Consider the following 21,779-nt stretch of genomic DNA (forward strand, 5'->3'; position numbering starts at 1 on the left):
GTCCCGGGCCGTGGTGTCGGGCCGTGGTGTCGGGACGCGGCCTCGGGCCGCGGCTCAGTCCCGCGCCGCGGCGTCGGCCGCGGACAGCACGGCGGCCGTGTCGAGGCCCAGTTCGGCGAGCACGTGCTCGTGGTCGCCGCCGTGGGACGGCCAGTCCTGGCCCGCGTTGACGCCGCGCACCGAGCACTGCGGCAGCAGCAGGGCGAGCGCCGAGGCGACGCCGCCGGCCGGGCGGTGCTCCTCGACGACCACGAACCGGGAGTACTGCCGGGCCAGTTCGCCGGCCGCCTCGGCCAGGTGCTGCTGGTCGAGGTAGCAGAGGTGGGCGTGGGCCAGTTCGGGCCGCTGCCGCCGGGCCTGGACGGACAGGTCGGTGCCGACCTCGCCGACCGAGACCAGGCAGACGTCCGCACCGGTCCCGCCGGCCGGGCCGTCCCAGCGGACCGTCGGCACCTCCTGCCCGGCGGGGTGCAGTCCGACCGGGTTGGCGTTGCGGCCGGTGCGGATGTAGTGCGGACGGCCGGTGGCCGCGGCGGAGCGGATGACGGCCCGCATCTCGGCCTCCCCGTAGGGGGCCGCGATCACCACGCCCGGGACGCTCGACAGGACGGCCAGGTCCTCCAGGCAGTGGTGGGTGGTGCCGAACCAGCCGCCGGAGACGCCCGCGTACGGGGCCACCACGCTGACGCCGGCGCCGAGGTAGCCGAGCCCGAGCTTGAGGCTCTCCGCCGCCCGCAGGGCCGCGAACGGCGCGAAGGTGCTGACGAAGGGCCGGAAGCCCGCCATCGCCAGGCCCGCGGCCATGTCGATCATCGCGCCCTCGGCGATCCCCAGGTTGAAGAACCGGTCGGGGTGCTCCTCCGCGAAGGGGTGGCGGCGCCCGCCGAGGTCGGCCTCCAGGCACAGGATCCGCGGGTCCGTCCGGGCCAGCAGGGTCAGTTCGGCCCGGTAGGCGTCCCGGCCGGAGAGCACCGCGGGCTCGGCGGGCTCGGCCTGCGCCTCCGCCCGGACGGGGAGCACCTGAGTGGCAGTCATTTCACGAACCGCTTCCACTTGGCCGCCCGGGCGGCATCGATGGTCACATAGTGGGACCCGGCCTTGCCCTCGACGGCGGGGACGCCCTTGCCCTTGACCGTCGCGGCGATCACCGCGAGCGGGCGCCCGTCCGTGGGACGGTCGGCGCTGAACACCGCGTGCAGCTGCGCCAGGTCGTGGCCGTCCACCTCCAGGGTGTCGAAGCCGAAGGCCGCGAACCGCTCCGCCAGGTCGGGCAGCGGCGAGATGTCCTCGACCAGCCCGTCGTTCTGGCCGCCGTTGCGGTCCACCACCAGGACCAGGTTGCCGAGCCGCTGGGCGGCCGCGACCTGGCAGGTCTCCCAGATCAGCCCCTCCTGGAGCTCGCCGTCGCCGACCACGGCCACCCCGAGCCCGGACCCGCCGGACAGCCGCCGGGCCAGTGCCCAGCCCGCCGCGTAGGGCAGGCCGTGGCCCAGGCTGCCGGTCGGGAAGAGCACCCCTGGGACGGCGTGGTTGGGGTGGCCGGTGAAGTGGTGCCCGGGGTCGGCGTACAGCGGCGCCGGGTTCTCCGGCAGGACGCCGCTGACGTGCAGCGCCGCGTAGAGCGCGGCGGCCGCGTGCCCCTTGCTGAGCACCACCCGGGTGCCCTCGTCCTGCCCGGCCCGGTGCAGGGCGGCGATCAGGACGTCCGTCACCGAGAGGCTGCCGCCGAGGTGGCAACCGCGCGGACCGGCGGCCATGTCGATGATCAACCGGCGTGCCTCGCGGGCGCGTTCGGCGAGCCGGGCCGGCACCTCGTCGGTACCGGCGGCCGGCGCCGCGCCGTCCAGCAGGACACTCATGACCGCTCCCCCTGTTCGATCGGATCCGTTCCGGCCGGCCGGGCCGCGAACCACCCGGCCACCGCGCCCGCCAGCACGCCGCGGGCCGCCCGGTACTCCTCGGCCGTCACGTGCTCCCGGTCGGTGTGGTCCAGCGCGGCGTCGCCGGCGCCGTAGGCGACCATCGGCACGCCCTGCCAGGTGGTGGCCAGGGTGTTCATGTCCGAGGTGCCCTTCTTCACCAGGAACCTGGGACGGACGCCGGCCTTGGCGAAGGCCCGACCGAAGGCCTTGGCCAGCGGGCTGGTGCGGCCGCCGCTGACACCGGGCGTGGCCCGCAGCTCGGTCACCTCCACGCCGTCGCCGGCCTGTTCCCGGGCCGCGGCCCGGAGCGCGGCGAGGTCGGCCTCCGGCGGCACCCGGAAGTTCAGCACGCCGGTCGCGTGCTGGACGCCCCGGTCGGCGCCGTTCTCGATGCCGATCACCGCGTCCAGCGCGGTCGGCGCCTCCTTCAGCACCGCGGTCCGGATCCGCTCCAGGGCGCGCAGCAGGGCGTCGGGGGCCGACAGGGCGTCGTACCCGGCCGAGTGCCCGCTGCTCACCGTCGCGGTGACCCGCAGCTTGAACAGGCCGAAGTAGCCGATGGTGAGGGCGCCGGCGCCGCTGGGCTCACCGACCACCACGCCGTCCGCCGGGTAGTGGTCGCGGACGTGGAAGGCGCCCTTGGAGGAGGAGATCTCCTCCTCGACGGCGCCGACCACCCGCAGCTGCCCGTCCGCCGGGACGTCGGCCCCGGCCAGCACCTCCAGGAAGGCGACCAGCGAGGCCTTGGCGTCCACGCTGCCCCGGCCGTGCAGGGTGTCGCCGTCCCAGTGGGCCGGCCAGTGGAACGGCACGGTGTCGAGGTGGCCGAGCAGCAGCAGCCGGCGGGGGCCGTCGCCGCGGACCGCGACCAGGTTCCCGGCCTCGTCGATCCGGGCGTCGATGCCCCGTTCGGTGCACCACTGCACCAGGTGGGCGGCGAGCTCGCGCTCGTCCTCGGAGACCGAGGGGATCTGCACCGCGCGGCTGAGCAGTTCGAGGTCGGCGGCCGGTTCCCGGGTGCGCCAGAACCGGGTCCAGCCGTCCGGCCGGGCCAGGGTGTGCGGCCCGGTGATCGCGACGTCGGCGGCGCCGGCCAGGGCCAGCTCCGCGGCCCGGACCTTCTGGCGCATCCGCCCGGCGGCGTACCCCGCGCCCTCGCCCTCGTGGGCGTGCCGCAGCGTGGAGCCGGGGTCGGCCGGGTCGGTGAGCAGCCCGGCGGACCCGGTGACCAGCCGCAGGTGGTCGGCGGCCACGGCGTTGGACACCTCGGCGGCCAGCACGTCGGCGTCCACGTTGATCGCGGCTCCCCCGTCCACGGCGAGGACGGGCGGGCTGACGCAGACCACGTCGAAGGCGTCGAGCAGGGTGGTCAGGCGCTCGGCGTCGACCTCCGTGACCACGCCGGCCCGGTGGTCGCGGACGATCCGGGTCCGGCCGTCGGAGACCACCTTGAGCGGGCGGTTGGCCCGGCCGGACACCAGGCCGGTGCGGGCCGCGACGCCGGTGAGGACCCGCAGGCCCCGCGCGGTCAGTCCGGCCTCCACCAGCGGGAGGGTGTACTGCTCGTAGGCGGCGATCACGTGCGGGACCTCGTCCGGCGACATGTGCCGGACCCGGTCGCCGTTGGGCAGGTCGAGCCACGGGATGGGCCGCTCGGCGGCCCGGTAGTGGTGCTCGATGCCGGCCGCGCCGCCGGACACCAGGAGGACCCGGGCGCCGCGGCGGGACAGCTCGGCGACCTCGTCGAAGATCTCCGGGTGCTCCAGGGTGCTGCTGCCGAGCTTGAGGACGTACAGCGGCCTGGTCACGGCGCCACCGCGGTGAACGGGAGGCCGGTCGCCTCGGGCAGCCCGTGCAGCCGGTTGAAGACCTGCACGGCCTGGCCGGCGGCGCCCTTGAGCAGGTTGTCCAGCGCGGCCACGGTGACGCAGCGGCCGTCGCGCACGGAGACCGCCACCTCGGCCACGTTGGAGCCGACCACCGACTTCAGCATCGGGAAGTCCTGCGGGGACTTCGGCGACTGCCGCAGCCGGACGAACGGCGTGCGGGCGTACGAGGCGGCGTAGGCCCGCCGGACGTCCAGCCCGGTGACGCCGGGGCGCAGCCGGCTGTAGGCGGTGATCACGATGCCGCGCGGGGTGTCCAGGCTGTACGTGGAGAACTGCAGCCGCGGTGCGGCGCCGCCCGCGTAGTCCGCCAGGGCCTGGGCGATCTCCGGCCCGTGCCGGTGGCCGAACAGCTTGTGGACCCGGAAGTTGCCCGCCCGGTCGGCCGGGTGCTCGTTCGAGGTCCGGCCCGAACCGCTGGAGCCGGTCTTGGCGTCCACCACCACGTCGTCCTCGACCAGGCCCGCGGCGAGCAGCGGGCGCAGGGCGTAGATCGTGGAGACGGCCATGCAGCCGGGCAGGTTGACGAACCGGTTCTCCGGGACGTCGTCGAACTCCGGGACGTGGTAGGCGAAGGGCTCCGGCCAGGCGGCCGAGGCCGGGTAGTGGGCCGCGGCCTGCTCGGGGTCGCGCAGCCGGAAGTCGCCGGCCAGGTTCAGCACCCGCTTGGCGCGCTCGGCCACCAGGCCCATCTTGCCGGGCAGTTGGCCGCCCGGCAGGCAGCCGAACGCGACGTCGACCTCGGTCAGCTCGTCCAGCGGGCGGTACTTGAGCTTGCCGGCGGCCGGGTGGTTGCGCAGCCAGGGCAGGACGGAGGCCACCGACTGGCCGGCGCTGCGCTCCGAGGAGAGGAAGGCGAGTTCGGCGTTCGGGTGCTCGGCCAGCAGCCGGATCAGCTCCGCACCGGTGTAGCCGGTGCCGCCGAGCACGGCGACGGTGAACGGACGCTCCTGCTGCGCCCCCGCGGGGGCGGTCTGCTCAGCCAAGGCGGGCCGCCCGCTCCTGCGGGCGCGGGTACTCGCGCTCGGTGGCCAGCTTGCGGATGGCGTCGGGCCGCCGGGCGACCTTGGTGAACGCGTCCGCGTAGCGCAGGGCCCGCTCGTACTCGACCGGCGAGCGCAGCTCGCGGCAGAGCACCAGGGTGCTCTCCAGCATCGCGACGACGTTCGGGAAGTCCTCCGGGCGGTGGTCGCGGACGGCCTGCGGGTTCAGCGTGAACGGGTAGCCGCCGCCGAAGCCGTCGCGCTGCCGGAACGGCAGGTGGCAGGGGATCGGGGTGTTCTGCCACTCGCGGGCCGGCACGCCCTCGGCCACCAGCAGCTGGTGGACCGCCTCCTTGACGGCGTGCACCGGCAGGTCCTCCAGGCCGACGGCCTCCGGGACCAGGGTGATCCGGTACATGTTGTAGGCGTGGGTGCTGCCCTCGGGGACGTGCGGCGGGCGGAACAGCCCGGTCTGCGCCAGGGACTCGGCCAGCAGCGTGGAGTTGCGGGCGCGGACGGCGTCGTAGTAGGGCAGTCGACGGAGCTGGCTGCTGCCGAAGGCGGCCGCGATCCAGGACATCCGGTAGTCGATGGCGTGGCGCTCCAGGTAGTCCACGGCGCGCTGGTGGGCCTCGTCGGTGGCGAAGAAGGCGATGCCGCCCTCGCCGCCGAGCGGGAAGTTCTTGTCGGCCATCAGGCTCTGTCCGGCGGTGTCGCCGAGCGAGCCGGCCACCTTGCCGCCGAGGGTGGCGGAGTGGGCGTGCGAGGCGTCCTCGACCAGGGCCAGGCCGTGCCGGTCGGCCAGCGCCCGCAGGGCGGGGACGTCGGCGGGCAGGCCGTGCACGTGGACCGGCATGAGCGCCCTGGTGCGCTCGGTGATCGCGGCCGCGGCGGCCTGCGGGTCCATGCAGTAGGTGAGCGGGTCGATGTCGACGAAGACCGGGACGGCCTTGGCGGCGACGACGGCCTGGGCGGTGGCGATGAAGGTGAAGGCCGGGACGATCACCTCGTCGCCCGGCTGGACGCCGGCGCCGATCAGGGCCATGTGCAGGCTGGAGGTGCCGCTCGCGGTCGGCAGGGCCCGGTGGGCCCCGACGTACGAGCGGTAGGCCTCCGCGAAGGTGTCGACGACCTTCTCGGGGCTGCTGCGCTGGGACAGCAGCATCGTGAAGATGTCTTCCTTGGTGATGACCGGGAAGATCGTCCGGCGCAGCTCCTTGGGGATGATCGCCTCGCCGCCGAACTCGGCCAGCTGGGCGTCGAGTTCTTCGGCGGTGGGCAGTGGCAGGGGGGCCGAGGGGAAATCGCTGATCACGCGGACGCTCCTGACGGGGCCGACGAGGAGGCCTGCTGGACGGCCATGCGGACGCAGGCGGCCACCAGCGGGCTCAGACGGTAGTTGAACTGGACGCCGGGGACGAGGTCGGCGTCGGCCTCCTCCTGGGTCCACATGGTGCGCAGGTCGTAGGCGCCGAAGATCTTCAGGCGCTCCGCCCGGGCCCAGACCTTGGGGTCGTCGGTCAGGACGGCGGCGGCCGGGCCGAAGCCGAGGCCGGTGAGGTCCACGACCAGGACGGGAGCCGGCTCGACGCCGACCGGCCGGGCGAGTTCGCGCAGCCGGTCGGCGTTCTGCTGGTCCAGCGAGATCTGGTCGAAGGCCGGGCGGGCACCCTCCTCCGCACGGACGGTGACACCCAGCCAGGAGACGAACGCCGCCGTCCGCGGGTCGAGGCCCGGGAGGTCGGCGGTGTCGCCGTGGCCGATGCCCTGACCGGCCAGCGCGGCGTGCACGGCCGCGGTGCGGCTGTTCACCAGAACCACCTTGGCCCGGCCGGTGGCCTTGGCCAACAGCCGCTCAAGCCCCGGGAGTTCGCGGTCACTCTTCTCGATGCTCATCACGGTCCCCGAGGTCATGACCCGGGTCAGCACGACCGCCGTGTCGAACAGTTCCATTGCACCTTCTTCTTCGGTGGAGCGGGGCGGGTACGGGCCCGGTCAGCCGGGCAGCGAGGCGGGTACGGGCCCGGTCAGCCGGGCAGCGAGGCGGCGAGGTAGGACGCGAGCCGGCCGGCCACGTCGACTCCGTGCTGGCCCGACGAGCGGGCGAACTCGGGGTTGGCGTTGATCTCCAGGACGCCGAGCTCGCCGGTGGCGCGGTTCTCGATCAGGTCGACGCCGTAGAAGCCCTCGCCGAGCAGGTCGACGGTGGCCAGGCAGAGCTTGGCCATCTCGTCGGTGATCTCGGTCCGTTCGACCTCGGCCCCGAGGTGGGTGTTGGTCCGCCAGTCGGCCGAGACCCGCCGGAAGGCGACCACCGGCTCCCGGCCGACGACCACGACCCGCAGGTCGTGACCGGGCTTGTCCACGTACTCCTGGACGAGCACCGGGAAGAGCTTGCCGGCCGCGTCGACCGACTCACGCGCTCCGACCCAGCTCTCCAGGCACTCCACGTCGGAGAGCCGGACCACGCCGCGGCCCCAGGAGCCGCTCACCGGCTTGACCACCGAGGGCCAGCCGAGCTCCGTGACGGCCTCGCGGACCTGGTCGTGGGTGAAGGCGTGCAGCGAGCGCGGGTGGGAGATCCCGTGCCGGGCCAGCATCAGGGCCTGGAGGCCCTTGTCGTTGCAGATCTCGATCGCGGCGGCGGTGTTGAAGGTCACCACACCGGCCTGCTCCAGCCGCCGGGCGGCGCCGATGGCCTCCCGGTGCGAGAGGTTCCGGAGCACCGCCAGCCGGGGGGCCGGGACCCGGCCGGAGAGGACTCCGGCCAGGTCCGGCACCAGCGCGGTGCGGGCGGTCAGCCCCTGGGCGCGCAGGGCGTCCAGGAGTTGCCGCTCCTCCGGGCGGAGCATGGTGAGGGACAGCAGGACGTCGACTGCCTCCGAACTCATTCGCCCCAGTCCTCCTCGACCTCGGGGGCGAGCTCGACCTTGACGGTGGCGTCGGACTTCTCGACGACCTCGTGCTCCTGACCGCAGGAGTCGCAGGCGACGATCTCGCCCACCTCCCAGTCGGTCTGGATCTCCACGGGGCTGTCGCAGACCAGGCAGGCAATGGCGGGTGCAACGGGTGCGGACATGTTTCCTCTCCAGGGTTTCTTGCGTCGGCTGGTGCCGGGCGGTTGGTCGCCGGCTGCCGGGATCGGTCAGCCGGTGGGGTGCGGGTCGACGATGACGCGCACCTGGTCGGTGAAGGTCTTGGTGGCCACCTCGATGGACTCGTCGAGCGGGACGTCGACGATCAGCGAGGCGGAGCGGTGGCCCGAGTCGACCTGGGCGTCGAGCAGGTCGCCGACACGGCGGCCGACCAGGACGCCGCGCAGCGCCGCGGGCGCCTGCGGGTCGAGCGGGGTGAGGACGGGCCAGCGGTCGTCCCGGACGATCCAGGAGACCTCGGCGTCCTCGGCGGTGACGTCCACCAGCCGCCCGTGCGGGTGGTCGACGAAGTGCTGGCGGGCCCGGCGGCGGGGCTGGGGGTGGCTGGTCGGGACCCCGGTGGCCAGGTCGATCATGGCGGGCTCCACGCCCTCGCCGGTGGCCAGCTCCCACAGGAAGGTGATGGCGTCGCCGGGCAGCCGGGCGGCCACCTCCATCAGCACCACGCCGTCCTCGGTGAGCCGGTACTCGGCGTGGGTGATGCCGTCCCGCACCCCGACGCTGCGCAGCACCTCGCGGTTGGCCTCGACCAGCGCGGTGCGGGAGGCCTCGTCCAGCTCGGCCGGGGAGGTGTGCTCCACCTCGGTGAAGAACGACCCGCCGGACTCGTTGCTCTCCTTGCCGGTGACGCCGGACCAGAGCACCTCGCCGCCCTGGACCAGGGCCTCCACCGAGAACTCGGGGCCGACCACGCGGCTCTCCACGAGGGCGATCTCGTGCGGCGCCAGCGCCGTCAGGGCCGCCGTCAGCTCCTCCTGGTCGTGCACCATGCGCACGCCGGAGCTGTAGAAGCGGCCGGCCGGCTTGACCACCGCGGGCAGCCGCTCCGCCGGGAGCGTGAAGCCGGCCCGCTCGTCGGCCGGGACCGTCTGCCAGGACGGTGCGTAGGCCGGGGCGGCGGTGCGCTGGAGCAGCTTGTTGCGGCAGATCAGCGCGGCCTTGGAACCGGTGCCGGGCAGTCCGAGGGTGTCGGCGAGGACGCCCACCGGTTCGACGAACACCTCGCCGACCGAGATGACGCCGCGGACGTGGTAGCGGCGCAGCAGCGGTTGCACGGCGGGGGCCACGGTGGCCACCTGGGCGTCGGCGACCTGGACGACCTCGGCGAGGCCGGACAGCGGGTGGGAGGCGTCGGCGCGCAGCTCGGCGAGCCGGTCCAGGTCGGTGTCCAGGCTGACCACGGCGAGCGGGGCCAGGCCGCGGCGGCGGGCCTCGGTGATCAGCCGGCCCTGGCGGGCCAGGACCACCAGGTCACCCATCAGGAGCAGGGCGTCGGGCCGGTTCTGCGGATCGGATTGGGACGGGGGCACGGAAGGCACGGTGGATCATCACTTCCTGGGGTAGGGGGTTCGGCCGGCCCGGGGGCGGGCCGCCGGGTCGTACGGCGGGGTCCGGGCGGCTCTCGGGGGCGTCCGGGCCCGGAGGCGGGCACGGTCGACCCGCCCGGGGCGGATCGGTTCGCCCCGGGGAGGGGCGCCGCGGGTGGCGGCGGCTTCGCGGTGGTGGCGGTTTCGCGGTCGGCGGCGGTTCGCCGCGCCGGGGTCAGGCTCCGTCGGCGGCCGCGACCGCGGCGACGGCGACGGGCCGGGGCTCGTCCGGGACCGCGGCGGGGTCCTCGTGCCGGCCGCCCTCACCGTCCGAGCCCGACCGGACCAGGCTGACCGCGAAGACCAGCCAGCCCGCGACCAGGCCGACGGTGGCGAGCACCAGGGCGGTCCGGAGGCCCAGCCAGGTACCGGCCCAGCCGCCGAGCGCGGCGCCGATGCCGATGGTGCCGAAGGCCACGAAGCGGTTGGTGGCGGAGGCCGGCGCCAGCAGGTCGTCCGGCGTGGTCCGCTGCCGGGCCGTCAGGCTGAAGATGTTGAACACGGTGAGGCCGAGACCGTACAGCACGAAGGCCGCGGTGCACACCGTGGCGGTGAGCGGCTTGGGACCGGACACCAACGGGATCACGAGCGGGGCGACCGAGGCCAGTCCCATGCCGATGATCAGCGTCCGGGCCGCCCCGAAGGACGTGCCCAGCCGGGTGGCGAACAGCGAACCGAGGACGGAGCCGGCGCCGCCGATGGTCATCGTCAGGCCCAGCAGGCCGGGCGAGAAGTCCAGGTCGCGCACCGCGTAGACCAGGTAGAGGGTGAGGACGGCCTGTTCGAACAGGTTGAACCAGGCCGCCTGGAGGGTGAGCCGACGCAGCAGCGGCACCCGCCAGGAGAACTTCAGCCCCTGGCCGATCAGTTGGAAGATGCCCGGCCCCTGGCTCGTCCCGGCCGCCGGAGCGGCCGGGACGGCCGGGACTTCGCGGTGACGGATCGTCAGGAACGCTCCCACGGCGAGCAGGTAGGCCGCAACACCGAGGGCCAGCGAGGTCGATCCGCCGAGCGTGCCGAGCAGGATGCCGCCCAGCCCGGGCGCCGCGACGGTGGCCAGCGCGTAGGTGGTCTCCAGCCTGCTGTTCGCCGTCACGAGCCGGTCGCCGACCACCAGGACCGGCGCGTAGGCGAGTGCGCACACGTCGGCGAAGCAGGTGATCGCGCCGATCGAGAAGACCACCACGTACAGCAGGTGGATGTCCAGCCAGTGGAACGCCATCGCCAGTGGCACGAGTGCCAGCAGCACCGCGTTGACGGCGTTGGCGGCGATCATCGTGGGCCGGTGGGCCCGCCCGCTCAACCAGGCCCCCGCGAACAGGGTGAAGATCAGCAGCGGCAGGAACTGCGCCGAGTTGATCAGACCGACCTCGGTCGGCCCCGCGTTCAGCGCGACCACGGCCACCAGCGGGATGAGCAGGGTGATGCTCTTGCCCGCCAGGTTGGCGAGCGCCTGACCCAGCCAGAACTTGGCGAAGTCCGGGGTGACGACCAGTGCCGCGGTACGGCGTCTGAGGTCGGAAGGCATGACGGTCCCTTCGGGCGGCGCGGGCGGTGCGCGCCGGCCGGTCGGTCGGTGAGGAGGGGCGGTCCGGTGGTCAGCGGATGCGCCAGCGGATACGTCGGCGGACGCGTCGGCAGTACGTCAGCAGTACGGGGCGAAGGCGTCGGTGACGACGGCCTTGGCGACCGCGCCGGAGGACGCGACGAGCTTCTGCAGCTCCGCGGCGTTGTGCGCGCGGATGGACTCCGCGTGGCCCGCCAGGGCGCTGTCCTCGGCGAGGTCGAGCAGCCACAGCGGCCGCAGTTCCGCGCCGCGCAGCGCCTTGGCGTCGGCGGCCTCGATGCCGGCGTGGACCCAGCGACAGCCCGCCTCGGCGGCGGCCCGGATGGGCTCGTAGTACACGGTGTTGAAGTACTCGCAGGCGTCCTTGAGGCGGGCGTAGTCGAAGCCCGCCGCGCGCAGGTACAGGGTGTCGCCCCAGGCGTAGTAGAGGCAGAACCCCACCGGGGGCTCCCCCTCGACGCCGCAGAACGCCACCTGGGCGGCATCGCCCATCGCCGCGGCCTGGCGGCGGAAGGACTCGGCGAGCACCGCCGGGTCCGAGGCGTGCCCGTACCGGGCCTGGGTGCCGACCAGCAGCTCGGCCGCCTCCTGGTAGCACTCGCCGAGCGTGGACCGGGTGATCCGGTAGCCGGCGTCCTCGAAGCGCTTGACGTCCCGTCGGACCATGTCGACCCGGCGCTTGGACGGCAGTCCGTGCATCCACTCGTTCCAGCCGCCGTCCGGGATCGGGATCCAGGCGTCGGCGGCCAGCAGCAGCGGCGGGCCGGCGGCTCCGGCCGCACGCAGCGCCAGCACGTCGTCGGTGCTCAGGAAGAGGCCGAAGGCGGGCACCGGCTGCGAGGCCGGGGTGGAGGGCAGCAGGTCGGAACCGGCCAGCTCCAGCCGCAGCTTGCCGACCGCGTCGAACACGGCGGCGGCCGCCTGCTCGCGCCCGACACCGGGCGACGCGAGCAGGTGGGTCTGGTAGCCGCGGCGCTGCCCGAGCAGCAGGCCGGCCTCCCCCGCGCCGGGCAGTCCCAGCGCGGAGAGGTGGGACTGCCACTGGTAGAAGGAGTTGGGCTCGTGCTCGACCGCGGTGACCGCCACCGCCGCCGTTCCCCCGTCCCCCACGGGTACGTGCAGACCGCCCGTGGTGGTGGTCCCGCCGATGTCCGTCGCGCAGAACCGCAACCAGTCGTGGGAGGAGTAGAGGCGGTTCCCGGTCAGGGCGTCCCAGGCCTCGGGCGCGAGTCCGCCGAGGACGTCCGCGAAGGGCGAGGTGTGTGTCATGCGTATGGGGTCCTGTCTGAAGAGGGCGACCGGTCGGCTCTGCTGAGGGCGACCGGTCAGCCGCGCCGGGCGGCGAGCTCCAGCTGCTGGACCCGGCTGCCGACCCGGGTGCGCAGGACCACGCGCGGCGCGTCGCCGGGGAGGACCTGGACGGTGCGCTCCTCGGTCCAGCCGGCGAAGCGGAACTCCTGGTCGCCGACGTGCACCAGGCGGAACTCCGGCCGGCCGTCCAGGGTGAGCACCAGGTGCTCGCCGTCGCGCTCGATGACGGCCGCCAGCTGCTTCTGCGGCTGGAGGAACTCGCCCTCGGTCTCCTCCCAGTTGGCGAAGGACTCGGGGAGGTCGAAGGCCACCAGGGAGGCCGCGGCGGCCTCCGCCGTCAGCGGCTGCCGGCCCCGGCTGAACACGATCTCGGCGCCGTCGACCTGGTCCCGCACCTCGGCGGGGAACAGCTCGAAGAGCTCCTTGCTCGGCAGGGTGTCGATCACCAGGTGGACCCGGGTCTCGGTGCCCGTGTTCTCCACCCGGTGGACCCGGCTGAAGTCGCCGAACCAGAAGGTGCCGGGCTGCCACTGCTGGAGCTCGTCCGCGATGTACATCCGCGCCTCGGCGTGGGTCAGGATCGGGACGTGCACCCGCGCGGTGCCCCACGCGACGCCGTACTTGTTGTCGAAGTGGTCGGCCGAGCGGGCGCCCGGGCCGAGCGCCATCAGGCGGGCGCTGCGCAGCTCGGCGGGGATGGTGTCGAGCACCTCCGCCAGGTACGGCGCCTTCGCCAGCCACTCGGTGGGCTCGAAGTCCTCCAGCGCCGGGCCGCCCGGGTCGGTGCGGTCGAGGGCGCCGCCGGGGCTGCGCAGCGGGAGGACCCGCCAGTCGATCGGCGCCTCGCCGATCACGCCGTCGGCGCCGTAGGTGGCCTGCAACTTCCAGGCCTGCCGGCGCAGTTCCGCGACGTCGGCGACCAGTCGCTCGACGTCGAAGTCGAGTGCCAGTCGTGCCGCCGCGGGCAGTCCGGGTACCACGTGCGCTTGGGTCGCCTCGGTCATCTCGTGCTTTCTCCTCTGGCCTTGATTGCTGATCGTGCGGGAGGTGCGGTGCCCGTCCCGGCGGTCCGTCGGTTCGACCCGGCGTCCGCGGTGGACCGTCAGCCCCAGCCCGGGTCACCGGGCATCAGGGCGGTCATGGTGCCGACCGCGAACGCGACCGCCGCGGAGACACGCAGCAGGAGGTAGAGGGTGGAACGCATCCTGGACTCGCTTTCGAAGGTCGCCGGTTGGGACGTGAGTAAGCCTGCGGGTCCGAGGGGGTGCTGCGGGAGACCCTTCGATGCGCATGAAGTTGCAGTGCAACAAGGTGAGCTCGGAAGGCGGATAACCCAGAACAAAAGTCCAGGACATGACAAATCGGATGTTTCCCACTATTCGCCCGGCCATTATGAACGCCCTGTAAAGAATTCCCCGGAACCTTTACGGCACACCACGTCCGACGGACACTGAGGCGCGTCCCCCCTCCGTATCCCCCCTGGTGAGTAACGGATGAGGACCGATAGCCGGTTCGACTCCGATCACCTAGAGTTGGCCGGGTGATATTGCCGAAGCCCGGAATTCCCGAACTCCTGCCTTCACTCGACGACACCAGCATCGCGATCTACAAACACGCGCTTGAGCTCGGTGAACTGACCGTCGAATCGGTCTCCGTCCTCACCGGCGCCGACCCCGCGGAGGCCGAGGCGACCCTCTCCGGCCTGCTCGCCATGCGCCTGCTCCATCCGCACCAGGACGGCTGGGTTCCAACTCATCCGTCCACGGCCCTCGCCACCCTGCTGGCACCGGTCGAAATCGAAATCCGCATGCGTGAATTGGACGTGGCCCGGGTCCGCGAGGAAGTCGCCGCACTCCTGCCGCTCTACGAAGAGCACAGCGCCGCAAGGGAGTTGCCGGCCACCACGATCGAGGTCCTGGACAACCTCGAATCGGTGCGCTCGGCCCTCGACGCCGCCAGCGCCCAGTGCCGCGAGGAGACCCTGACGGCCCAGCCGGGCGGCGGCCGCCAGCAGGAGATGCTGGCCGAGGCCACCCCGCGGGCCCTGGCGATGCTCCAGCGCGGGTTGCGGATGCGCACCATCTACCAGCACACGGCGGTCTTCAGCGGACCGACCCGGGACTACGTGCACGAGGTCACCCGCAAGGGCGCGGAGGTCCGGATCTTCGGCGAGGACTTCACCCGGATGATCATCTTCGACCGCCAGGTGGCCTTCGTCGGCGACCGCACCCGCCCCAACCTCGCCCTGGTGATCCGCGAACCCACCCTGGTCGGCTTCCTGGCCGACGACTTCGAGCGGCTCTGGCGCTGGAGCAACCCGTTCCTCGCCGCGCCGCAGCGCATCACCCGGGAGCCCGCCGGGGGCATGAGCAGCGCCAAGCGCACCGTGCTCCGGCTGATGGCCGACGGCCTGAAGGACGAGGTCATCGCGCGCTGCCTGGGCATGTCCGTCCGCACCTGCCGCAAGCACATCGCCGAGATCATGCAGGAGTTGGACGCCGGCAGCCGGTTCCAGGCGGGCTGCCGCGCGATGCAGCGGGGCCTGATCGACAGCGGACCGCTGAGCGTCACCCCGGACGGCTACCTGCTGCCCGACGGCAGCGACCCGGCCGCCGCGGCGGACGAGCGGGACCCGGGCAGCCGGGCGGCGGCCGGACTCGACCGCGTCCGGGGCTGATCGCTCGGGGCTGACCACACCCGGGGTTGACCACATCCGGGGCTGACCGCAGGGGCGCCGCACGCGCGGAACATCAGGAGCGCGGCGGGCCGGACGCCTCCGGCAGCAGGGCCGCGGCCGCCAGACAGGCGGCGACGGCGGGTTGGTGAGCGGTGCCCTGGCGGACCGCGGTCTCAATGGTGCGGGCCAGCCCGCGGTCGGTGACCGGTCGCGCGGTGAGGTTCGGGGGCAGGCCGTGGGTGGCCAGCCGGGGGATCAGGGCGGTGTGTCCGCCACCGGCGGCGAGGGCGACCATGGCGGAGAAGTCGGTGCAGGTGTGCCGCACCCGGGGGGTGAAGCCGGCCGACCGGCAGGCCTGGAGGACGGCGTCACCGCAGGCCGTCCGGGGCGGAGCGGTGATCCAGTCGGTGTCGGCGAGCTCCCTCAGGTCGACCGGGGCGCCGGCGGGGTCGGCGGCCGGGTGGTCGTCGCGCAGGACGGCGACCAGCGGATCGGTCTGCAGCAGCCGGGTCTCGATGCCCGCGGGCCGGGGCGCGGCGAGGTTGGTGTAGCGGTAGACCAGCGCGACGTCGACCCGGCGCTGGAGCAACAGCCGTGCGGCGGCCTCGGGTTCGGCCTCGGTGATGTGCAGTTCGAGGCCGCGGTGGGTGCCTTCGAGGGCCGCGCCGAGGGGGACGGCCAGCGATGCGAGGGCGCTCGGGAAGCAGGCCAGGTGCAGCGGGCCGACCGGTTCGCCGCTGCCGGCGCGCAGCCGGGCCCGGGCCCGTTCGAGCGCGGCGAGCACCTGCTCGGTGTCCTCGGCCAGCCGGTGGCCGGCGGCGGTGAGGTAGACCGAGCGCCCGGAGCGTTCCAACAGCTCGGCCCGGGTCTCCTCCTCCAGCAGCCGGAGCTGCTGGGAGACGGCGGACGGGGTGACGCCGTGGAGTTCGGCCACGGCGGTCACCGTGCCGTGCGCGGCCAGGTCGCGGAGCAGGACGAGTCGTCGGACATCAAGCATTAGCCCATCTTAAGGATGTGCTGTAGGAGATGTAGCTGGACACTCGAATGCCCGTCCGGCGAGGCTGGTCGCCGTAAACCCGAGTCCCCGAACAGTGCAGGAGTGTTCCGTGCGCGCCACCGTCATCCACGGCCCCGACGACATCCGGATCGAGGAGGTCCCCGACCCGGTGATCAGCCGGGCGACCGATGCGGTGGTGCGGGTGGTCGAGTCCTGCATCTGCGGCAGCGACCTGTGGGCGTACCGCGGCGTGGCGTCCCGGGCCCCCGGGCAGCGGATCGGCCACGAGTTCCTTGGCATCGTCGAGGAGGTCGGCTCCGGGGTGTCCGGGTTCGCCCCGGGTGACTTCGTCGTCGCCCCGTTCGTCTGGTCGGACGGCAGCTGCGAGTTCTGCCGCGAGGGCCTCCACACCTCCTGCCCCGAGGGCGGCATCTGGGGCCAGGTCGGCTCCGACGGCGGCCAGGGCGAGGCGGTCCGGGTGCCGTTCGCCGACGCCACGCTGGTGAAGCTGCCCAAGGAGACGGCCGGCGAGGAGAAGCTGCTGCCGAGCCTGCTCGCGCTCTCCGACGTGATGAGCACCGGGCACCACGCGGCGGTCTCCGCCCGGGTCCGGCCCGGCGCGACGGTCGCGGTGGTCGGTGACGGCGCGGTGGGCCTGTGCGGCGTACTCGCCGCGCACCGGCTCGGCGCCGGGCGGATCATCGCCCTCGGCCGGCACGAGCGGCGCACCGCGATCGCCCGCGACTTCGGGGCGACGGACGTGGTCGCGGAGCGCGGCGAGGCCGCGGTCGAGGCCGTCCGGGAGCTGACCGGCGGGCTGGGCGCACACGCCGTGCTGGAGGCGGTCGGCACCGAGGAGTCGATGCGGACGGCGATCTCGATCACCCGGGACGGCGGCGCGGTCGGCTACGTCGGCGTCCCGCACGGCGGCTCCGCGGGCGTGGAGATCGGCCGGATGTTCGACCGGAACGTGGCCCTGGTCGGCGGCGTCGCCCCGGCCCGCGCCTACATCCCGGAGCTGCTGGCCGACGTGCTCTCCGGCGCCATCGAGCCGGGCCTGGTCTTCGACCGTACCGTGGACCTGGACGGCGTGCCGGACGGCTACCGGGCGATGGACGAGCGTACGGCGCTCAAGGTCCGGATCACCCTCTGACGGCGGCCGGTGAACGTCCGCCGATGAACGTCCACCGAGTGTCCGCGGTCCGCGTCGGACCGCCGATCGTCCGTTCCGGAAGGGGAGTTGCATGAAGATCGCGATCGCCGGCGGCCACGGCCAGATCGCCCGGCGGCTGGGCCGACTGCTGGCCGCCCGGGGTGACGAGCCCGTCGGCATCGTCCGCAATCCCGCCCACCGCGACGACCTGCTCGCCGACGGCGTGCGGCCGGTGGTCTGCGACCTGGAGAGCGCCTCCGTCGAGGAGGTCGTCGCGGCCGTGGCCGGGGCGGACGCGGTGGTGTTCGCCGCCGGGGCCGGGCCGGGCAGCGGTGCGGCGCGCAAGCACACCGTGGACCACCAGGCCGCCGCCCTGCTCGCCGACGCGGCGCTGCGGGCGGGGATCCGGCGGTACCTGATGGTCTCCACCCGCGGCGCGGGCAGCCCTCCCCCGGCCGACGCGGACGAGGTCTGGGCGGCGTACGTCCGGGCCAAGACCGCCGCCGACGAGCACCTGATGGCCCAGGACCTGGACTGGACCGTCCTGCGGCCGGCCGCGCTCACCGACGCGCCGGGCACCGGCCACGTCCGCCTCACCGCCGGGCGGAGCGTCGGCGAGGTCACCCGCGACGACGTCGCCCGGGTGCTGCTCGCGCTGCTGGACACGCCCGCCGCCGCGGGGCTCGTACTGGAGCTGGCGGCGGGACCGGACCCGGTCCCCGACGCGGTGGCGCGCGCGGTGCGGGAGCGCACCGGCGCGCGGTAGTCGCCGCCGTCCGAACGCCCGGCGGCCGGATCAGGCCGGGGCGTCCAGGTGCCGGCGGGCGGCGGCGAGGATCTCCCGGGAGAGCTCCGGGTCCTCGCTGGCGCGGGCCAGCAGGATGGCGCCGACCAGGGTGGAGAGTTCGGCGAGGGCGGTGCCGCGGTCGCCCTCGTTCGTTCCGGCCGTGCCGGCCGTGCCGGCCGTTGCGACCGCGTCGTCCGTTCCGGCGGCCCGGGCGTCGAGCCGCCGGTAGCCGTCGACGAGGTCGCTCAGGCCGGCCGTGAAGGCCGTGCGGATCGGGGCGCCCGGTTCGGCCCGGGCGGCGTCGGCGGCCAGGGTGGCGGCGGCGCAGCCGGCGCCGGGGTGGTCGCGGTGGAGGTCGGAGAGGTAGCGGGTCAGGAACTCGGCCCGGCCGGAACCGACTTCGGGTCCGGACCCGTCCGAGGACCGGTCGGAGGACCCGTCGGAGGAGGCCTCGTCGGCGAGCCGGTCCATGGCCTCCCGCCGCTCGGTGAAGGCGGCCCGGAGGGCCTGGACGATCAGGTCGTCCTTCGAGGAGAAGTGCCGGTAGAAGCCGCCGTGGGTGAGTCCGGCGGCGGCCATCGCCTCGGGGACGCTGACCTGGTCGGCGCCCTTCTCCCGGATCAGCCGGGCGGTGTGGTCGATCACCTGCTGCCGGTGCTGCTGGGCCTCGGCTCGTGACACACGGGGCATGGTCGGCGGTCCCTTCTCACGGAAAGCTCCTGAGGATCCTACTTCCGCATCCGCTTTAGATGATGGTAATAATCTAAACGCCATCCTGGAGCGAAGGGAACGCACATGACCGTGATCGAAGGCTCTGTCGCGCTGGTCACCGGAGGCCGACGCGGCATCGGCCGGGCATTCGTCGAGGAACTGCTGCGGCGCGGGGCGCGGAAGGTCTACGCCACCGCCCGCACCCCCGACACCGAGACCGACGGGCGGATCGAGGTCCTCCCCCTGGACGTCACCGACGACGCCTCCGTCGCCGCCCTGGCCCGGCACGCCCGCGACGTCGACCTCGTCTTCAACAACGCCGGCGTGCTGCACCCGGCACCGCTGCTCACCACCGACCTGGCACTCGTCCGGGACACGTTCGAGACCAATGTGCTCGGCCCGCTGCGGATCGCCCGGGCGTTCGCGCCGGTGCTCGCCGCCCGCGGCGGGGGCGCGCTGATCGACATCCACTCGCTGCTGTCCTGGGGTTCCGGCGCCGGCGCGTACGGCGCGTCCAAGGCGGCCCTGTGGTCGCTGACGAACTCCCTGCGGCTCGAACTCGCCGCCCAGGGCACCCAGGTGGTCGGCGTCCACCTCGGCTTCGCGGACACCGAGATGGTCGCGGCCGTCCCGGTCACGAAGCTCGCGGTCGCCGACGTCGCCCGGGCCGTCCTGGACGGCGTCGAGCGCGGGGACACCGAGGTGCTCGTCGACGACGCCACCCGCGCGGTCAAGGCCGCGCTGTCCGGACCGGTCGAGGGCCTCGCCGTCGCCCTCCGCCGCTGAGACCCGCCCCCCTACCCGCCCCAGCCGCCCCGTCAGCCCCCGAGGAGAGCCATGCCGCTCTGGCACGTCTACCACCCGCCCGGCACGTACACCCCGCCGCAGAAGAAGCAACTCGCCGACGACGTCACCGGGTTCTACACCCGGTTCGGACTCCCCCGGTTCTACGTCGTGGTGCTCTTCCACGAGGTCGCCGCCGACTCCTTCCTGATCGGCGGCGAGCCCGCCCCGGACGCCGTGCGCATCGTCGTCGAGCACATCGCCCGGCACACCGAGGACCCGGAGCTGCGCCGCCGCACCCGGGAGCGCCTCGCCGAACTGCTCGCACCGCACACCGTGGAGCGCGGCCTGTACTGCGAGTTCCACATCGACGAGACCCCGCAGGACCTCTGGATGATCGACGGCCTGACCCCGCCCCCGCCGCAGAGCGAGGCCGAGCAGCGCTGGGCCCGGGAGAACCGCCCGAGCCCGTACTGAGCAGCGCTCTCCGCCGCCGGGCCGGTCAGGCCCGGCGGCGGAGGGCGATGACGGCCGCGCCGAGGACGCAGGCGACGGCGGCGACCACGTAGGCGAGGTGGTAGCCGGCGAGTTGGTCGCTGCGGCTGGCCGCGACCAGGACCATCACCGCGACGCCCACGCTGGCGCCGATCTGCTGGGTCACCACATTGACCGCGCCGGCCACGCCGTGCTGCTCGGGCTGGACGCCGGCCAGGGCGGCGGAGGTCATCGAGGGGAAGTTCAGCCCCTGGCCGATGCCGCTGAGCACCAGGCCGGGGGCCACCTGCAGCAGGTAGTTCCCGTCGTGCGGGGTGCCCAGCCACAGGCCGGTGCCCACGCCGATCAGGACCAGGCCGACGGCCATCAGGGTGTGCGGGGTGTAGCGGGCCAGCAGCTTGCCGGTGGCGAAGTTGGCGGTCAGGAAGACCGCGGCGGACATCGGCACCAGCGCGATGCCGGACTCGAACGGCGAGTAGTCCAGCATCCCCTGGAGGTACAGCGGCGCGAAGAACAGCATCCCGACCGAGGCCATGTACTGGAGGAAGGCCGCCAGGCTGGCGGCCCGCACCGGGGCGAGCCGGAACAGGCCGAGCGGGAGCACCGGGTCGGCGGTGGCGCGTTCACGCAGGACGAAGGCGACCAGCAGGACGACCGCGGCGGCGAGTCCGACCCACCGGGCCGCGCCCCCGCTGCTCGCCCCGACCACCAGCAGGGTGAGGCCGAGGGTGCCGGTCACCGCGCCGGGCAGGTCGAGCCGGCCGCTGTGCCCGGCGCCGTCGGGCAGGCCGATCCGGGTCACCGCGAGCACCGCGACACCGAGCAGGACGGAGAACCACAACACCGAACGCCAGCCGAGGAACTGGGTGAGCACGCCACCCAGCAGCACCCCGCCGCTGAAGCTGGCGGCGCCGACGGCCGCGTAGACGCCGAAGGCCCGGTTGCGGGCCGGACCGGCCGGGAAGGTCTCGGTGAGCAGCGCCAGCGCGGCCGGCCCGGACAGCGCGGCGCCGATCCCCTGGACGGCGCGCGCGCCCAGCAGCACCCCGATGCTCGGGGCCACCGCGCCGACCAGCGCGGAGAGGGTGAACAGGGCGATGCCGACCTCGAACACCCGCCGCCGGCCGAGCACATCGGCGAGTCGGCCGCCGATCAGCAGGAAGCCGGCGAAGGTGACGGCGTAGGCGGTCATCACCCACTGGAGGGTGGTGTCGCCCAGGTCGAAGCGGTCCCCGACGGACGGCAGGGCGGCGTTGAGCACTCCGAGTCCGCTGACGTCCAGGGCGAGTGCCCCGGCCAGCACGCCGAGCGCCAGTCCCGGCCGGCGCAGCGCCCCCACGGTGGTGTCGGTCATGCCGTGCCGCCCTGGACGTCGGGGCCGGTGCGCGCGGCGCGGGGTGCGGGGAGCGGGCGGACGGGGCCTAAGCCGTCGGCCGGGGCCGCGGTCGCATCAATAGTCTCAACTGCCATGCCGATCAGATTGCAGTGGTCACTCAACTGCTGTCCACCCCGCCCGGGCTCGAACTGTCTCTGGCTCCACCCCTGTTGAGCGGTGGCGGCGGCCCGCTGCCGGGCCGGGGCCGGGGTCGGCGGTTCGCGGGCGGCTGATTCGGAGCGGTACGGGTGAACCCGCCGACCGCTATCCTCCGTTCGCCCTCCGGGGGTCCGCTCCGGCCCGGGCGGGACGCCGTTGACCTGGGGTGACGGGGCCGGCGGGCGGTCGGGCGGGGTCGGTCCGGGCGGCTCGCCCGGTGGCCCGCTCCGGCCGCGACTGCCTGGTTTCGGTCGAGTGATCCGAAAGATTCCGAAAGATTCTGGGCATTTTTCGCGCCTGAAGAGACCGAACCGGACAGGTTCGAGATCAGATCACGCCACTATCACGCCGCTGCCCCAATCGGCCCTCAGGAGACGCTTGTCTCACCATTCACACGGTGGCACTCTGATGTCCGCCGGTCAGGAAAGCCCCGGACAATCCGGCCCCCTTT

General features: G+C 73.8%; 20 protein-coding genes. 5 read left to right on the forward strand and 15 right to left on the reverse strand.

Translation table 11 applies throughout. The annotated features are described in order from the left end of the window. Positions 1-54: 54 nt before the first annotated feature. From ACIP4P_RS16275 to ACIP4P_RS16330, 12 genes are all read right to left on the reverse strand, one after another. Positions 55-1,035: a transketolase family protein gene (locus ACIP4P_RS16275; RefSeq protein ID WP_400918613.1), complete on the reverse strand. Its 981-nt coding sequence runs from the start codon at positions 1,033-1,035 to the stop codon at positions 55-57. Continuing rightward, positions 1,032-1,859 carry a 1-deoxy-D-xylulose-5-phosphate synthase N-terminal domain-containing protein gene (locus tag ACIP4P_RS16280; protein ID WP_400918616.1) on the reverse strand — a complete coding sequence of 276 codons (828 nt, stop codon included), beginning with the start codon at positions 1,857-1,859 and terminating at the stop codon, positions 1,032-1,034. Before ACIP4P_RS16280 ends, ACIP4P_RS16275 begins: the two co-directional genes overlap by 4 nt. Continuing rightward, positions 1,856-3,730 (reverse strand): M20/M25/M40 family metallo-hydrolase, encoded by a 1,875-nt coding sequence (locus ACIP4P_RS16285; protein ID WP_400918619.1) that lies wholly within the window; start codon positions 3,728-3,730, stop codon positions 1,856-1,858. Before ACIP4P_RS16285 ends, ACIP4P_RS16280 begins: the two co-directional genes overlap by 4 nt. Further along, on the reverse strand, positions 3,727-4,794 hold the full coding sequence (gene argC, locus ACIP4P_RS16290; protein ID WP_400918622.1) for an N-acetyl-gamma-glutamyl-phosphate reductase: 1,068 nt from the start codon (positions 4,792-4,794) through the stop codon (positions 3,727-3,729). The genes ACIP4P_RS16285 and argC overlap by 4 nt, the downstream gene beginning before the upstream one ends. Next, positions 4,787-6,106, reverse strand: coding sequence for an aminotransferase class I/II-fold pyridoxal phosphate-dependent enzyme (locus tag ACIP4P_RS16295; protein WP_350514068.1), 1,320 nt, complete (start codon positions 6,104-6,106; stop codon positions 4,787-4,789). The genes argC and ACIP4P_RS16295 overlap by 8 nt, the downstream gene beginning before the upstream one ends. Continuing rightward, positions 6,103-6,744, reverse strand: coding sequence for a degT/DnrJ/EryC1/StrS aminotransferase (locus tag ACIP4P_RS16300; RefSeq protein ID WP_350514067.1), 642 nt, complete (start codon positions 6,742-6,744; stop codon positions 6,103-6,105). The genes ACIP4P_RS16295 and ACIP4P_RS16300 overlap by 4 nt, the downstream gene beginning before the upstream one ends. A 74-nt stretch (positions 6,745-6,818) precedes the next feature. Beyond that, positions 6,819-7,682, reverse strand: a complete 864-nt coding sequence (locus ACIP4P_RS16305) for a RimK family alpha-L-glutamate ligase (RefSeq protein WP_400918626.1) — start codon at positions 7,680-7,682, stop codon at positions 6,819-6,821. Continuing rightward, positions 7,679-7,870, reverse strand: coding sequence for a lysine biosynthesis protein LysW (locus ACIP4P_RS16310; protein WP_400918628.1), 192 nt, complete (start codon positions 7,868-7,870; stop codon positions 7,679-7,681). Before ACIP4P_RS16310 ends, ACIP4P_RS16305 begins: the two co-directional genes overlap by 4 nt. 66 nt (positions 7,871-7,936) lie before the next feature. Next, the gene (locus ACIP4P_RS16315; protein WP_400918630.1) at positions 7,937-9,256 is read right to left on the reverse strand and encodes an acetyl-CoA carboxylase biotin carboxylase subunit family protein; all 1,320 of its coding nucleotides are present in this window, start codon (positions 9,254-9,256) and stop codon (positions 7,937-7,939) included. A gap of 232 nt (positions 9,257-9,488) precedes the next feature. After that, positions 9,489-10,841, reverse strand: coding sequence for an MFS transporter (locus tag ACIP4P_RS16320; RefSeq protein ID WP_400918633.1), 1,353 nt, complete (start codon positions 10,839-10,841; stop codon positions 9,489-9,491). Positions 10,842-10,958: 117 nt separating this feature from the next. Continuing rightward, on the reverse strand, positions 10,959-12,149 hold the full coding sequence (locus ACIP4P_RS16325; RefSeq protein ID WP_400918636.1) for a GNAT family N-acetyltransferase: 1,191 nt from the start codon (positions 12,147-12,149) through the stop codon (positions 10,959-10,961). 56 nt (positions 12,150-12,205) lie between these two features. Continuing rightward, a complete protein-coding gene (locus tag ACIP4P_RS16330) occupies positions 12,206-13,195 on the reverse strand; it encodes an aspartyl/asparaginyl beta-hydroxylase domain-containing protein (RefSeq protein WP_400918639.1) in 990 nt (329 codons plus the stop codon). Positions 13,196-13,731: 536 nt separating this feature from the next. Between ACIP4P_RS16330 and ACIP4P_RS16335 the strand changes: the two genes are divergently transcribed. After that, positions 13,732-14,868, forward strand: a complete 1,137-nt coding sequence (locus tag ACIP4P_RS16335; RefSeq protein ID WP_400918642.1) for a LuxR C-terminal-related transcriptional regulator — start codon at positions 13,732-13,734, stop codon at positions 14,866-14,868. Between the two features lie 73 nt (positions 14,869-14,941). On the opposite strand, the gene ACIP4P_RS16340 is transcribed toward ACIP4P_RS16335, so the two are convergent. Further along, positions 14,942-15,865, reverse strand: a complete 924-nt coding sequence (locus ACIP4P_RS16340) for a LysR family transcriptional regulator (protein ID WP_400918644.1) — start codon at positions 15,863-15,865, stop codon at positions 14,942-14,944. Positions 15,866-15,974: 109 nt separating this feature from the next. On the opposite strand from ACIP4P_RS16340, the gene ACIP4P_RS16345 reads away from it, so the two are divergent. Beyond that, positions 15,975-17,018, forward strand: a complete 1,044-nt coding sequence (locus ACIP4P_RS16345; protein WP_400918646.1) for a zinc-dependent alcohol dehydrogenase family protein — start codon at positions 15,975-15,977, stop codon at positions 17,016-17,018. Positions 17,019-17,109: 91 nt separating this feature from the next. Continuing rightward, positions 17,110-17,784 (forward strand): NAD(P)H-binding protein, encoded by a 675-nt coding sequence (locus ACIP4P_RS16350; protein ID WP_400918649.1) that lies wholly within the window; start codon positions 17,110-17,112, stop codon positions 17,782-17,784. Positions 17,785-17,814: 30 nt separating this feature from the next. Here ACIP4P_RS16350 and ACIP4P_RS16355 read toward each other — a convergent pair whose 3' ends face one another. Further along, positions 17,815-18,495, reverse strand: a complete 681-nt coding sequence (locus ACIP4P_RS16355) for a TetR/AcrR family transcriptional regulator (protein WP_400918652.1) — start codon at positions 18,493-18,495, stop codon at positions 17,815-17,817. A gap of 105 nt (positions 18,496-18,600) precedes the next feature. Here ACIP4P_RS16355 and ACIP4P_RS16360 point away from each other — a divergent pair, with 105 nt between their 5' ends. Both ACIP4P_RS16360 and ACIP4P_RS16365 read left to right on the forward strand, forming a co-directional pair. Then, complete coding sequence (locus ACIP4P_RS16360) at positions 18,601-19,302, forward strand: SDR family oxidoreductase (RefSeq protein ID WP_400918655.1); 702 nt, start codon at positions 18,601-18,603, stop codon at positions 19,300-19,302. Between the two features lie 51 nt (positions 19,303-19,353). After that, positions 19,354-19,776, forward strand: a complete 423-nt coding sequence (locus ACIP4P_RS16365) for a tautomerase family protein (protein WP_400918657.1) — start codon at positions 19,354-19,356, stop codon at positions 19,774-19,776. A gap of 25 nt (positions 19,777-19,801) precedes the next feature. Here the strand turns inward: ACIP4P_RS16365 and ACIP4P_RS16370 are convergent, their stop codons facing one another. Further along, a complete protein-coding gene (locus ACIP4P_RS16370; protein ID WP_400918660.1) occupies positions 19,802-21,148 on the reverse strand; it encodes an MFS transporter in 1,347 nt (448 codons plus the stop codon). Positions 21,149-21,779: the final 631 nt, after the last annotated feature.

The organism is Kitasatospora sp. NPDC089509, from assembly GCF_044749365.1.
Classification (GTDB): domain Bacteria; phylum Actinomycetota; class Actinomycetes; order Streptomycetales; family Streptomycetaceae; genus Kitasatospora.

What these genes read in the sequence shown, in the direction of transcription:
- ACIP4P_RS16275 (WP_400918613.1), bottom strand. Translation starts at nt 1,035, where the DNA reads ATGACTGCCACTCAGGTGCTCCCCGTCCGGGCGGAGGCGCAGGCCGAG.
- ACIP4P_RS16280 (WP_400918616.1), bottom strand. Translation starts at nt 1,859, where the DNA reads ATGAGTGTCCTGCTGGACGGCGCGGCGCCGGCCGCCGGTACCGACGAG.
- ACIP4P_RS16300 (WP_350514067.1), bottom strand. Translation starts at nt 6,744, where the DNA reads ATGGAACTGTTCGACACGGCGGTCGTGCTGACCCGGGTCATGACCTCG.
- ACIP4P_RS16305 (WP_400918626.1), bottom strand. Translation starts at nt 7,682, where the DNA reads ATGAGTTCGGAGGCAGTCGACGTCCTGCTGTCCCTCACCATGCTCCGC.
- ACIP4P_RS16310 (WP_400918628.1), bottom strand. Translation starts at nt 7,870, where the DNA reads ATGTCCGCACCCGTTGCACCCGCCATTGCCTGCCTGGTCTGCGACAGC.
- ACIP4P_RS16320 (WP_400918633.1), bottom strand. Translation starts at nt 10,841, where the DNA reads ATGCCTTCCGACCTCAGACGCCGTACCGCGGCACTGGTCGTCACCCCG.
- ACIP4P_RS16325 (WP_400918636.1), bottom strand. Translation starts at nt 12,149, where the DNA reads ATGACACACACCTCGCCCTTCGCGGACGTCCTCGGCGGACTCGCGCCC.
- ACIP4P_RS16330 (WP_400918639.1), bottom strand. Translation starts at nt 13,195, where the DNA reads ATGACCGAGGCGACCCAAGCGCACGTGGTACCCGGACTGCCCGCGGCG.
- ACIP4P_RS16340 (WP_400918644.1), bottom strand. Translation starts at nt 15,865, where the DNA reads ATGCTTGATGTCCGACGACTCGTCCTGCTCCGCGACCTGGCCGCGCAC.
- ACIP4P_RS16350 (WP_400918649.1), top strand. Translation starts at nt 17,110, where the DNA reads ATGAAGATCGCGATCGCCGGCGGCCACGGCCAGATCGCCCGGCGGCTG.
- ACIP4P_RS16355 (WP_400918652.1), bottom strand. Translation starts at nt 18,495, where the DNA reads ATGCCCCGTGTGTCACGAGCCGAGGCCCAGCAGCACCGGCAGCAGGTG.
- ACIP4P_RS16360 (WP_400918655.1), top strand. Translation starts at nt 18,601, where the DNA reads ATGACCGTGATCGAAGGCTCTGTCGCGCTGGTCACCGGAGGCCGACGC.
- ACIP4P_RS16365 (WP_400918657.1), top strand. Translation starts at nt 19,354, where the DNA reads ATGCCGCTCTGGCACGTCTACCACCCGCCCGGCACGTACACCCCGCCG.
- ACIP4P_RS16370 (WP_400918660.1), bottom strand. Translation starts at nt 21,148, where the DNA reads ATGACCGACACCACCGTGGGGGCGCTGCGCCGGCCGGGACTGGCGCTC.